General features: G+C 68.6%; 11 protein-coding genes. 9 read left to right on the forward strand and 2 right to left on the reverse strand.

Annotation, left to right across the window (positions count from 1 at the left end):
• Positions 1 to 172 precede the first annotated feature (172 nt).
• The 5 genes from ML01_RS19015 to ML01_RS19035 all read left to right on the forward strand — a co-directional run bounded on the left by ML01_RS19015 (position 173) and on the right by ML01_RS19035 (position 6,032).
• On the forward strand, positions 173 to 2,269 hold the full coding sequence (locus tag ML01_RS19015) for a CHASE2 domain-containing protein (RefSeq protein ID WP_058556975.1): 2,097 nt from the start codon (positions 173 to 175) through the stop codon (positions 2,267 to 2,269).
• A gap of 165 nt (positions 2,270 to 2,434) precedes the next feature.
• Complete coding sequence (locus tag ML01_RS19020; protein ID WP_058556976.1) at positions 2,435 to 3,625, forward strand: ATP-binding protein; 1,191 nt, start codon at positions 2,435 to 2,437, stop codon at positions 3,623 to 3,625.
• A gap of 326 nt (positions 3,626 to 3,951) precedes the next feature.
• Entirely contained in the window at positions 3,952 to 4,593 is a 642-nt protein-coding gene (locus ML01_RS19025) for a DUF2076 domain-containing protein (RefSeq protein WP_058556977.1), read from the forward strand.
• 123 nt (positions 4,594 to 4,716) lie between these two features.
• Positions 4,717 to 5,184: a hypothetical protein gene (locus tag ML01_RS19030; protein WP_156427849.1), complete on the forward strand. Its 468-nt coding sequence runs from the start codon at positions 4,717 to 4,719 to the stop codon at positions 5,182 to 5,184.
• 512 nt (positions 5,185 to 5,696) lie between these two features.
• A complete protein-coding gene (locus ML01_RS19035; RefSeq protein ID WP_058556979.1) occupies positions 5,697 to 6,032 on the forward strand; it encodes a hypothetical protein in 336 nt (111 codons plus the stop codon).
• A 30-nt stretch (positions 6,033 to 6,062) separates the two neighbouring features.
• Here the strand turns inward: ML01_RS19035 and ML01_RS19040 are convergent, their stop codons facing one another.
• Entirely contained in the window at positions 6,063 to 7,529 is a 1,467-nt protein-coding gene (locus ML01_RS19040) for an NAD(P)H-binding protein (protein WP_058556980.1), read from the reverse strand.
• Between the two features lie 293 nt (positions 7,530 to 7,822).
• On the opposite strand from ML01_RS19040, the gene ML01_RS19045 reads away from it, so the two are divergent.
• From ML01_RS19045 to ML01_RS31085, 4 genes are all read left to right on the forward strand, one after another.
• Positions 7,823 to 8,347 (forward strand): ferritin, encoded by a 525-nt coding sequence (locus tag ML01_RS19045; RefSeq protein ID WP_058556981.1) that lies wholly within the window; start codon positions 7,823 to 7,825, stop codon positions 8,345 to 8,347.
• A 279-nt stretch (positions 8,348 to 8,626) separates the two neighbouring features.
• On the forward strand, positions 8,627 to 9,376 hold the full coding sequence (locus tag ML01_RS19050) for a hypothetical protein (protein WP_156427850.1): 750 nt from the start codon (positions 8,627 to 8,629) through the stop codon (positions 9,374 to 9,376).
• A gap of 65 nt (positions 9,377 to 9,441) precedes the next feature.
• Positions 9,442 to 9,960 carry an O-acetyl-ADP-ribose deacetylase gene (locus tag ML01_RS19055; protein ID WP_058556982.1) on the forward strand — a complete coding sequence of 173 codons (519 nt, stop codon included), beginning with the start codon at positions 9,442 to 9,444 and terminating at the stop codon, positions 9,958 to 9,960.
• Positions 9,961 to 10,210: 250 nt separating this feature from the next.
• Positions 10,211 to 10,702 carry a prepilin-type N-terminal cleavage/methylation domain-containing protein gene (locus ML01_RS31085; protein ID WP_058556983.1) on the forward strand — a complete coding sequence of 164 codons (492 nt, stop codon included), beginning with the start codon at positions 10,211 to 10,213 and terminating at the stop codon, positions 10,700 to 10,702.
• Between the two features lie 90 nt (positions 10,703 to 10,792).
• Here the strand turns inward: ML01_RS31085 and ML01_RS19065 are convergent, their stop codons facing one another.
• Positions 10,793 to 11,809 (reverse strand): dihydroorotate dehydrogenase-like protein, encoded by a 1,017-nt coding sequence (locus tag ML01_RS19065; RefSeq protein WP_058556984.1) that lies wholly within the window; start codon positions 11,807 to 11,809, stop codon positions 10,793 to 10,795.
• Between the last annotated feature and the right edge of the window lie 8 nt (positions 11,810 to 11,817).

Below are 11,817 nucleotides of genomic sequence, written 5' to 3' on the forward strand. Positions count from 1 at the left end.
CGAGACACTGGTGTACAGCCCGACCCCGATGGAGCTGATGGCCATGGGCACGAAAGCCGCGCATGACGTGACGCCTCTGCGCCGCGAGCATCCGCTGGGGTCGATCATCGCAGGTCTCGCTCGGCGGATGAAGCCATAACAACCGCGCGCGCATGAGGGCATGATTGGGCCAATGCACGGAAAATTGCTGGCGCCGCTGCTGGCGACCGCGCTCCTCGCGCTGGCCGTCTATGCCCAGATCTGCTGCCCGCAGGTCTTCTCGACCATGCGCACCCTGCTGTTCGACGCCTACATGGCGGTATCCCCGGCAGCGCCGCGCGCCCCGGTCAGCGTGGTTGAGATCGACGAGCAGGCGCTGAGCGCGCATGGGCCCTGGCCCTGGTCGTCGGCGACCTTGGCGGCGCTGTTGGAGCGGCTCGCGGCCGCCGGCGCCGGCCCGGCGGCGCTGACGATGATCCCGGCGCAGGCGCTTGCGCCCGAGCCGGGCGCGCAGGCCCTACACGGGGGCGAGGCCCCGCAGCCGGGGGTGCCGCCCGATCCCCTGGCCCGGGCGATCATGGGGCTGCCCACCGTCGTCGGTTACGCGCTGACGGACCAGGGCGGGAGCCCGACGCCGCCGCCGCGGGCGGTTGGACTCAGCGTGGTCGGCGCGGCGGCGCCACGGCTGCAAAGCCGCCTGCCCGCCAGTCTGCTGCCGCCGGCAGCGCGTGTCCCTGCCGCCGGTCTGGGGGCGCTGAACGTGTTTCCGGACCGTGACGGGCGCCTGCGCCGGGTGCCTTTGTTGGTGCAGATGGGCGACGCGCTGCTGCCGTCGCTGTCCGCCGAGATCCTGCGCGTGGCTACCGGTGCGGGCTCGTACATGGTCCGCGTCGCCGCCGATCCGGGCGCGGACACGCCGCTGTCCATCAGGATCGGCAGCCGATCCATCCCCCTGAACGACAACGGCGAGATCTGGCTCCACTTCGCGCCGCGGACGGCCTTGCCGGTGATCGGCGCCGCCGCGGTGCTGGCGGGCGAGGTGCCGGCGGGTCTACTAGCGCAGCGCATCGTGCTGATCGGCGTCCGGGCACCCGGTATCGGCAGCACCGTGACATCGCCGCTGGGCGAAGGGCTGAGTGCGGCGATGATTCACGCCCAGGCGGTGAGCCAGTTGCTGGCGGGCGCCCATCCGCTGCGCCCGCGCTGGGCCCCCGGTGCCGAGGCGCTGGCGGGCGCGCTGGGCTCGCTGCTGCTGATCCTGCTGTCCCTGCGCATCCGCGGAGCCTGGCTGGTGCTGGCGGGGCTGGTGCTGGTGGCGGCGGTGCTGGCCGGCGGCTTTTGGCTGTTCCGGCAGCATTTGCTGCTGTTCGATGCGCTGACGCCGGCCGTAACCATCGTTGCCGTGTTCACCACGCTGTCCCTGGTCGGCTATGCGATCAGCGAGCGTGAGCGACGATTCGTGCAGCGGGCCTTCTCGAGCTTCGTTTCGCCGAACCTCGTGCGGCACCTGATGCGTCACCCCGAGGAGCTGCGTCTGCGCGGCGAGCGCCGGGAGTGCAGCTTCGTCATGACGGATCTTGCGGGCTTCACGCCCTTGGTGGAGCGCTCCGCGCCCGAGGCGCTGGTGGACCTGCTGAACCGCTATCTGGAGGGGCTCATCAGCATCGCCTTCGAGCATGACGGGACGCTGGAGCGCATCGTCGGCGATGCCGTGTCGGTGCATTTCTCGGCCCCGGTCGTGCAGCCCGACCACGCCCGGCGCGCGCTTGCCTGCGCACTGGCCATCGACCGCTTCGCCGCGGGCTTTGCCGAGCAAATGCGCCGCGACGGTGTCGCCTTCGGCCATACCCGCATCGGGGTGCATACGGGCGAGGTCATTGTTGGCAACTTCGGTGGCAAGAGTCAGCTCGACTACCGTGCCTTCGGCGACCCCATCAACACGACGGCGCGCCTGGAGTCCGCGAACCGGTTCTTCGGCACCCGCATCGCGGTCAGCGCCGACACCGTGGCGCAATGTCCGCGGATGCCGCTGCGACCCATCGGCGCCCTGCTGCTCAAGGGCAAACGCACGCCCATCGAGACCTACACACCGCTGACGGAGGCGGACATCGATTCCGGGCTCGCGGCGGCCTACGACCACGCCTATGGCTTGGTCGGGGAGCAGAGTTCGCGGGCGCTCGCCGCCTTCGAGGATTGTGCGGCACGCTTCCCGCACGATGGACTGGTCCGCTTCCACGTGGAGCGCCTGCGCAGCGGCGGCAGCGGCGCCGAGATCCGGCTGGAGCCATGAGCCGGCGGCGCGGGCGGACGACACCGCCCGGCGCAGGAGCCCGATGTGCCGGGGCTGCATCAATGCAGGCATTCACGCCCTTGCCTACACTTCCGGCAAGCCGCCGCCCGAACTGCCCGTATCCGTCGGTGAACCGCCAGGCAATAGCGTTATGGGACACCTCCTATGGGACACCTCCTCAGCACCAAGTCCTCGCTGGTGCCGCTCATCGACCGGCTGAACCGCCACCCCATCGGGCTGGTGGACAGCGACAAGCTGCGCGAGATCCTGGCCTTGCTGTTCGATGAGCGCGAGGCCTATGTCGCCTCCCGCTTTCCGCTCATGGAGGCGACGCTCCCGGAGCTGGCGGACGCCACCGGCATCGCGCCGGCGGCGCTCGACGGCATCCTGGAGTCCATGGCCAACAAGGGCCTGGTGATGGACCTGCCCTACGCCGGCGCGACCTACTACATGCTGATGCCGGGGCTCATCGGCTTCTTCGAGTTCACCTTCATGCGCAGCCGCACCGACCTGCCGGTGCAGCGCGTCGCCGAGCTGATGGGCGAGTATCTGCACGAGCGCGACGGCCAGGCGCAGGAATTCTTCGGCAGCCGCACCCCCATCGCCCGCGCGCTGGTGGACGCGGAGCAGATTCCGGTCAGCTCCCGCATCACGCCCTACGAGGACGCGCAGGAGATCATCCGCCGCGCCAGCTTCCGCGCGGTGACCATGTGCTATTGCCGGCACAAAAAGGAGCACCTGGGGCAGACCTGCCGCAAGGGCGCGCCGGTGGAGGACATCTGCATGGTGCTCGGGGAGGGCGCGCGCTTTCTGGTGCGCCGCGGCTTGGCCGAGGAGCGCACGGTCGATGAGATGCTCGACACCCTCGCCTACGCCCGCTCGCTCGGCCTCACCCACGTCACCGACAACGTCCGCGAGCAGCCGTCGTTTCTGTGCAATTGCTGCCGCTGCTGCTGCGAGCTGATGGCCGGCGTGCAGAACGGCTTTCCGGACGGGCTCGGCAAGACGCCCTTCATCGCCGAGATCGACCCGGAGCGCTGCGACTACTGCGGCGAGTGCCTGCGCACCTGCAACGCCAAGTGCATCGGCTTGGGCAGCCCGGTGCGCGACAGCCGCTCGCCGGAACAAGCGCGCTGGGCCGCCGTTGACGCCGATGTTTGTCTCGGCTGCGGCGTCTGCCTGCCCGTCTGCGAACGGGACGCCATTGCGCTCAAGCCCCGCGCCGACTACCGCAAGCCGCCCGGCCAGCCTGCAACCCTCTACGCCCGCATGCTCTGGGAGAAGGGTCGGCTCTGGCCTTACCTGGGGGCTGCATTGAAGCGGCACCTGCGCCTGCCGGTGCTGTGGCGGGGTTAGCCGTTCCCGCGTCGGTTGCATGGCGACAAGGCGCTTGGTGGGAAAGGGCCGAGGGGCAAGGTCACGGCAAGGGCTCGGGTCGCAAAAGCCTTGCATGAACCAAGATTCCAGGACTACGGCAACATTGAGCCGGTCCGGGGCCAGGTCCGCCGGAGATTGCGTTGCCGATTGCAAGCGCCGATGGCGGGGCAGTGGCCGGCGCTGCCGGGTTGGCTGCGCGACGAGCACCCTCCTGCTCAACGGCGCGCCGCGGTAGGCTGCGCTCCGCGAGATCCCCGGCGACCGCCGGGTCCGATTGTTCTGATGATGACGAGGTCGAGGCGAGCATGAATCCACAAGAGCGCGACATGATCGAGGGCCTGTTCCAGCGCCTGCAGCAGGCGGAGACCGGGGCCGGCCCGCGCGACGGCGAGGCCGAGGCGCTGATTCGCGAGCGCATGGCCGCCCAGCCCGCCGCCGCCTATCTGCTGGCCCAGGTGGTGCTGGTGCAGGAGCAAGGGCTACGCAACCTCCAGACCCGGCTGGAGGAGCTGGAGCGCGAGGTCGCCGCCCGCCCGCAGGGCGGCGGTGGCTTCCTGGGTGGTCTGTTCGGCGCGGCCGAGCCCCCGCGCCCGCCGGCGGTGGCCGCGGCCTCGGCGCCGAAGTCCTCCGGCTGGTCCAACACCCGCGTGCCGCCGCACGCCACGGGCATGCAGCCCGGCGCGCCCGGCGCCCCCGGCACCGCAGCCACCACCGGCGGTGGCGGCTTCATGGCCGGGGCCATGCAGACCGCTGTAGGCGTGGCTGGCGGCATGCTGCTCGCCAATGCGGTCTCCGGCCTGTTCTCCGGCGAGGCCGAGGCGGCTGCGCCCGAGGCCGCCGCCCCCGCGGAGCCCGCCCCCGAGCCCGAGGCGATCGAGCCCGAGCCGATGGAAGACGACGGCGGCCTGTTCGGCGACTTCTTCGGCGGCGACGAGGGGCTGTTCTGAGCTGCCTTCTGCCCGCGTGCGGAGCGGCTGGCCACATGCCGGTGTGGAAAAGGTCATGCCCATCTGCGCGCACAGCGCCAATGTCAGACCCGTGGCCATTGGTGTACGCTGCCTGGACCGAATATGAAGATTTCTCGGGAGTTGAGTCAGATGAATAACGCTATGGTGATACTGGCCTTGGCACTAGCCGCTGCACCGGCCGCCGAGGCCGGCGAAGCGGCGTTGCTCGGCACCTGGAGCGGCAACGACCGGGCATCGGAAGCCATCTACGGCAAGCTGCAGATCGGCGAGACGTCGATCTCCTGGCGCGGGGGCAATCCATACAACCCCCCTTGCGAGACGACCTACGCTTTGGTTTCGACGTGGTCGGACACGACCTACCCGGACAACACCTTCGGCTTGCAGTCGGGCCGCACCTTCCGGATCTTCAAGCTCAAGCTGGAGCCGAAGCCATGCACGGGCCTGGAGGGCTATTTCCAGTTTGCGCTGCCGACCGATGAGCCCGGCTACGCGGAGGTCGTCACCTACGGCACCGACGACGAGCAGACCGGCTGGCACAACTTCAGCAAGATCGCAGGCGAGACGGAGTGAACGTCCGGGCGGTGTGAGTCGAGTCTCGAACGGGCGGACGTCCCGAGACCGTCTCGGAGCGTCGCGGGCGGGTCCCCCGGGGCCGGAGAGCCGACCTCCAGGTCGGCTCCTCGCGACATCAGTGCATTGCGCTCTGTCGCCGTGTTGACCTGGAGGTCAACACTCCAGCCAACGCCGGTCAACACGGCGCACGTTCGATTGCGACCACGACAACGACCACGACAACGACCACGACAACGACCACGACAACGATGAAACCACGGTCTCGGGATTTCCGCAGCAAAGCACTAGCTTGCTGGACGGCGCGCTGAATGTTTGCAGATGAGTCAAGTTTCGAACGGGGCGCGTCGGATTGGCCAAGTGCGTCGAAATCGACATCGGGATCGGGCGCCACTCGGTTCGATTTCGATAACGATTTCGATAGCGATTTCGATGGCGATTTCGATGGCGATGAGCACGACTCGTCGGTCTGACGCGAAGCCTCGTCAGTCAGTGATCAATCGGAGGGACGCATGCCCAAGAAATTGAGTGCCATAGCGAAGAAGATGGCCGCGAGCGTGCTGCAAGGCAAAGATCCTTCGCCCGAAGCGGTCGCGGTTGCCTTGCGGATGGTCCATCTCGCTTGGAATTTCGCAGACGCAGACTACGACGACGAGCCGGGTTATCGTTTCGGACTGCGCGAAACGGAGCAGGCGATTGCAGCCGTGAAGCATGCATTCATTGATGGAGACGCGCAAAGCCTGGTCGAGATGCTGATGAAGCACAAGCGCAAGCACTACCCCAAAGATAAGCGCGCGATCTTCTCCTGCGAGTACCAAAACGGCAATGTCAGAGTGACCTGGGCCTAAGGCGATTTCTGTCCTGCGGAACGTTCGAGCTCAGCGCGCCAGGCGGGCGAGGCGCGCCTGGTACCGCCGCATGACCAGGATGTGCCCGACGGCCTGGGTGATGACGTAGAGATACCAGGGCAGGGCGGGGGCGTAGTCGTGGATCGCGGTCATGGTGTAGCGACCGTCCAGGAGGGTATGGAACTCGAAGCGCGGGCGGCCCGGCGACCTGAGCCGGGCAAGGAAGCCGCCGCTGATGGCGTAGACCTGGCGTTGCGGCGTGCTGGCGGCGGGCTGGTGGGTGAGGGCAAGCAGCCGCATGGGCAGGATGCGGGTCCAGACCTCGACGTTGCCGCCGGCGTCCACCTGTGAGCGGACCAGGGGCCAGCAGCATTCGCCGAGCCAGCGGAAGTAGTTGCCGGCGACCCAGGCGGCGTCCTGCCCCGGCGGCAGAATCACGCGCTGAATCGATCGCACTAGTGACTGCTCGCGCATCAGATGGTTGTCCTGCTCGCGGACCTGCTCGCGCGGATTCGGCTTGAGGCGCTTGGTGGCGGGGTCGATGCTCGCGGCCAGTGCATCGGCAAAGCCGAGCGCGTCGGGCGCGATGGCCTGCTGCAACGGGTTGTGCTGCATCTCGGTGTCCTGCGGCAGACTCTCGACGATGGCCCCGACCATCGCCGCCGGCGCGCGGCTCACAAGCCGGGCCGTGAGCGACGTCAAGACCGTCGGCAGCCAGGGCACGCGCAGGAAGGCGCGCTTGAGCCCCAGCACGCGCGCCGTGTCGCGCAGCATCTGCTCGTAGCTCAGCTCATCGGCGCCGCCGATGTCGAAGGCGCCCGCGTAGGTCACCGGCTGGCCCAAGCAGTGCAGGATGGCGCGCACGAGATCCTTGACCGCAATGGGCCGGGTACGTGAGCGCGCCGCCGCCGGCAGCACCAGCACCGGCAGCCGGCGCACCAGATCCAGCAACAGCCGCGGCCCGGTGCCGCCGGGGCCGACGACGAGGCTCGCGCGCAGCGCGGTGACCGGCGTGCCGCGGGAGCCGAGCACCATCTCGACCTCGCGCCGGCTCCACAGGAGCGGCGAGAAGCGGAAGCTCCGCGGCATGACGCCGCTGACGAAGACGATGTGCTGCAGGCCGTTGGCCGCCGCGGCGCGGGCGAAGTTGTCCGCCAGCACCAGGTCCATGTCGCGCGGGCTCGCCTGCGTGAGCCGCGACGACGGCGCCAGCGAATGCACCAGGTAAACGGCGGCGTCGATGCCGGCGAGGGCGGCCGTCAGGTCCGGGGCGGAGAACAGGTCGCAGTGTCGCCAGGCGAGCCCCGGCAGGGCGGACGGCGTCGCGGCCCGCGCCGGTGAGCGGGTGAGTGCCAGCACCTCGTGCCGGGCGGCGAGCTCGGGCAGCAGCGCGGAGCCGATGAACCCGCTTGCGCCGGCGACGGCGACGCGCAGTCGCGTCTGGGCGGGGGTTGTCTTGGGGGTGTCGCGCACTGCCGTGCCGGGCGGTTCCTGCATCGAGCATCCCATGTTGTTGCCGGTTCGTAGGGGTAGAGCCGCTCGTGCAGCAGTAGTCTGCCTGAGGCGCGGCGCGCGTGAGTATAGCCGGGGGCGTCGGCGCGATGCGGCGGGCTGCCGCGGCAGGCAGCGGCGGCACGCGCCCGGCCCTGTGGGGCCGCGGCGGAAGCCCGGACAAAACCACGCTCCCTCAGTCGCTTGAAAACTGCCATCATGCGGTCACCTTGCCTGTAGTCAGGGGCCGGCGTGCCGCCGGTGGTCACCAACCGCATTCACCCGAGAGCAGTATTCCCATGATTTCCGACGCCATGCGCACGCGGCTGAACGAGCAGATCAACCACGAGCTGTACTCCGCCTACCTGTACCTGTCCCTCTCCGCGCATTCCGAGCGCGCCAACCTGAAGGGCACCGCAGCCTGGTTCATGGCCAAGCATTCGGAGGAGATGACCCACGCGCTCAAGATGTATCGCTACCTCCTCGATCAGGACGCGGACGTGACGCTCGCCACGGTCCACGCGCCGCCGGTAAGCCCGGACGGCGTGCTCGCGATGTTCGAGGACACGCTCGCGCACGAGCGCAGCGTGACCGCCGGGATCAACGATCTCGTGGATCATGCCTTGTCGGAGAAAGACCACGCGACCAACATTTTCCTGCAATGGTTCGTCACCGAGCAGATTGAGGAAGAGGCCACCGTGAACGACATCATCGGCCGGCTCAAGCTGTTCGGGGATCAGGGGCAGGGGCTGCTCATGATCGACAACGAGCTCGGCGCTGCCGCGAAGACCATGGCGCCGGCCGCCGCCGCCCCGGCGGCCTGACGCAAGCGTGACGGCAACCGGGAGCGGGTGACACCATCAGCATGGCTAAGAAGAAGGAGAAGTGCTGCGAGAAGTACAAGAAGGACAAGCGCTGCAAGGATTGCCCCAAGCGCAAGGATCGCTAAGCCGACGCGCATATCGCGCCCGCGTCTGCGCAGCCCGGCATTGCAATCGCACGCGGACGGCGCGGATTCCGCGCGCCGCTGCTGTGGCATCCTGGAGTGAGTGCGCTGCGGCGGCGCGACGCACCCAAGCACGCGATCCGAAACGGGGGAAAGCATGTCCGAGTCCGAGCGAGTCCGATCCGCCGTCCGTCTGCTCTTCGCAGCGATTTTGTCCGCGTGCTGCGGGGCCCTGTCGGCCGCCGGCACGGATGCGGACGACGACTGGCCCGATTGGGCACGCGAGGAGCAGGACCTGATGGAGCAGATCGCCGCCGTCAACGAGGGCGATCTGCACTTTCTACCGGCTGAGCGTGCCGTCGGCGAGCACAACCACCTGAACCGCATCCGCATCACCCGCGACAGCCTGGACGGCGGCTGGGTGACGCTGGAGCAGTGCCACGAGAACATCGACGCCGTGCCCGCGGCGCAGATTCTGTTTCGCGCTGGCGGCATCCGCGACCTGACCATCGCCTCCAGCCGCAACATCGGCCGCGCCTGGGTGGAAGGGCACAGCGTGCAGCTTGAGAACGTCGGCGCCGAAGCGGTCCTCTGCATCCAAGCCGAGAGCCAGGCCCTGTCCGACCTGGGCGACGGCCACTATCGATTGCGCAATGGCCCCTACATGCGCCGCTTCCTGGACGGCTACTACCCGATGCGCGTCACGCTGGACATCGAGTATCCGGCGGAGCTGATTGAGGTCGTGGGCCAATCGCCGGCGAGCCAGCCCGGGTTCAGCGTGCGCAATGGCGGCTCCGACCTCAGCGTCGATGCCACCTTCGAGGGCCGGCTCATCACCTGCTTCGACTTCTGCCGGCGCGGAGACAACGCCTGCGCGTCACCGGCGCCTGCCTGCGAAGAAGGCTGAGCGCCCGGCTGAGCGCCCGGCTGAGCATTCCGCCTGAGCACCCCGTCGGCCGGGAGCGCGGAGCCATGACCGAGCCCGAGGTCATCGTCGCCGACATCACGACGCTTGCCGTCGATGCCATCGTGAACGCCGCCAACAGCTCGCTGCTCGGCGGCGGCGGGGTCGATGGCGCCATCCACCGTGCCGCCGGGCCGGAGCTGCTCGCGGCCTGCCGTAAGCTCGGCGGCTGTCCGACCGGCGAGGCGCGCATCACGCAGGGCTTTCGGCTGCCGGCGCGCTACGTCATCCACGCCGTCGGGCCGGTCTGGCGCGGCGGCGGCGACGGTGAGGCGGAGTTGCTGCGGGCTGCGTATCGCAACAGTTTTGCGCTGGCGCGCGAGGAGGGCGCCCGCAGCATTCGCAGCATCGCCTTGCCGGCCATCAGCACCGGCGTCTACGCATTCCCCAAGGAGCAGGCGGCGGCCATCGCCGTGGCGGAGATGCGCGCGCAGGCGGCGCTCTTTGAGCGCATCATCGCTTGCTGCCTCAGCCACGGGGATGCGGACGTCTATCGCCGGGCGTTGGCGGTGGGGTCGACGCCGTAGCGAGCGCGCAGTCCGAGCCGGGCTCACTCGTTGCCGTTGCCGTTGTCGTTGTCGCTGCCATAATCGAGTACCCGAGATCACCCCGCGGTGCCGAAGTGAGAGCCGATTCACCGCTCTTGCAACCGGCGCGTTGACGGTCTGGATTTTCGGCTATGCTTGAGGCGTAAGAACGGCAGCGGTGCCGGCGCCGTGCACCACGGAGCATCGCCGAAGCCGTCGGCAGCAGCGCGCGAGCACAGCGAGGCATGGCATGTTCGGCCGGCACCGAACCTGCGGGTTTTCCTTGATTGAGCTGATGATCGCGGTGGCGATCGTCGGCATCCTCGCCGCCGTGGGCATCCCGGCCTACGAGAACTACATGCGCCGCGCCGCTTCCGTGGACGGCTACCTCCAGTTCGGCGCGCTGCGCACGAGGCTGACCGAGTTTTACGCGAGCAACGGCGTGCTGCCGGCCACCTTCATCGAGATCGGCCTGCCGCCCGCCAGCGGTTCCGCCTATGGAGGCGATGCGGGCACGTACGAGGAGGTTTTCGGCGCCACGAGCGCTGTCTGGGGGCGTGTCGAATACCAGCCCAAGCCGCCACACGGCTATGCGTTCGTGCTGCGCTCCACCGATTCGCCCGACATCGGGCTGCACTTCCAGATCAAGGTCGAGAACGGCACGGTGCGCGTGCGCTGCACCATCAACGAGATCCGGGAGCGAGCGCCCTACGTGCCGGCGCAATGCCGCGGCGGCCGATGAATGGGGCTGGTAAGAGGGCGCCGATTGGGCGGCGGCTCAGCCGGGCGGGCCGCGCGAGTCAGGCGTGGGCCTGGCTCGCGCGGTGCAGGGTCAGACCATCACGCCGGGCGCGAAGCTGTAGCTGTCGATGATGTTGACGTAGTTGGCGCGCTCGAATTCCGCCGGGTTCGGCACCGCCAGCGCGCTGACGCGGCCGCGGAAGTCCGCGACGGACTCGAAACTCTGGGACTCCATCCACTGCTCAATGCCCTTCAGCACCACGCCCACGTGTCCCGCGCCGTGGCGGAGCAGGGAGCTGCACAGATGCACGACGTCGGCGCCGGCAAGCAGCAGCTTGACGGCATCGTCGGGCGTGTGCACGCCGCCGGTGGCGCCTAAGGACAGGTTGTCGATGCGCCCGTACAGGATCGCGATCCAGCGCATCGCGAGCAGCGCCTCGGCCGACGTGGACGGATGCAGGCTCGGCTGCAGCCGCAGGCTGTCGGTGTTGATGTCCGGCTGGTAGAAGCGGTTGAACAGGCTCACGCCGTCGGCGCCGGCGCCGGCGAGGCGCTGCACCATGTTGCCGACGGAGCTGAAGCTCGGGGAGAGCTTCATGTTGATCGGGATGGAGATCGCGCCCTTCAGCGTGCGCAGGATCTCCACATAGCGATCTTCCACCGCGTCGCCGGACTGGTTGATGTCCGCGGCGACGTAGTAGACGTTGAGCTCCAGCGCATCCGCGCCGGCCTGCTCCAGCTCTTTGCCGTGCTCCACCCAGCCGGACGGCGTGACGCCGTTCAGGCTCGCGATGATCGGGATGTCCAGCGCCTCCTTGAGCTTGCGCAGGTTCTCCAGGTAGGGCTCGGTGCCGGTGCTGAAGTCCTGCCAGGCAGGCAGGAAGCCGTCGTCGGCCTCGGCGAAGCCCGTGTCCTGCTGGTTCAGGAAGCGGTTCATCGACTCCGTCTCGGCGGTGATGGCCTCCTCGAACAGCGAGTACATGATGATGGCCGCCGCGCCAGCGTCTTCGAGCTTCTTGGACTGATCGACGCTTTTGGACAGCGGCGACGAGGATGGCACGAGCGGGTTTTTGAGGTCGAGGCCGAGGAATTTGGTGGATAGATCCATGGGGTGCT

Origin of the sequence: Thiohalocapsa sp. ML1, assembly GCF_001469165.1 — a bacterium.
GTDB lineage: Bacteria > Pseudomonadota > Gammaproteobacteria > Chromatiales > Chromatiaceae > Thiohalocapsa.

Excerpts from the sequence above, each read along its gene's own strand:
- ML01_RS19015 (WP_058556975.1), top strand. The coding sequence starts at position 173 with ATGCACGGAAAATTGCTGGCGCCGCTGCTGGCGACCGCGCTCCTCGCG.
- ML01_RS19020 (WP_058556976.1), top strand. The coding sequence starts at position 2,435 with ATGGGACACCTCCTCAGCACCAAGTCCTCGCTGGTGCCGCTCATCGAC.
- ML01_RS19025 (WP_058556977.1), top strand. The coding sequence starts at position 3,952 with ATGAATCCACAAGAGCGCGACATGATCGAGGGCCTGTTCCAGCGCCTG.
- ML01_RS19030 (WP_156427849.1), top strand. The coding sequence starts at position 4,717 with ATGAAGATTTCTCGGGAGTTGAGTCAGATGAATAACGCTATGGTGATA.
- ML01_RS19035 (WP_058556979.1), top strand. The coding sequence starts at position 5,697 with ATGCCCAAGAAATTGAGTGCCATAGCGAAGAAGATGGCCGCGAGCGTG.
- ML01_RS19040 (WP_058556980.1), bottom strand. The coding sequence starts at position 7,529 with ATGCAGGAACCGCCCGGCACGGCAGTGCGCGACACCCCCAAGACAACC.
- ML01_RS19045 (WP_058556981.1), top strand. The coding sequence starts at position 7,823 with ATGATTTCCGACGCCATGCGCACGCGGCTGAACGAGCAGATCAACCAC.
- ML01_RS19050 (WP_156427850.1), top strand. The coding sequence starts at position 8,627 with ATGTCCGAGTCCGAGCGAGTCCGATCCGCCGTCCGTCTGCTCTTCGCA.
- ML01_RS19055 (WP_058556982.1), top strand. The coding sequence starts at position 9,442 with ATGACCGAGCCCGAGGTCATCGTCGCCGACATCACGACGCTTGCCGTC.
- ML01_RS31085 (WP_058556983.1), top strand. The coding sequence starts at position 10,211 with ATGTTCGGCCGGCACCGAACCTGCGGGTTTTCCTTGATTGAGCTGATG.
- ML01_RS19065 (WP_058556984.1), bottom strand. The coding sequence starts at position 11,809 with ATGGATCTATCCACCAAATTCCTCGGCCTCGACCTCAAAAACCCGCTC.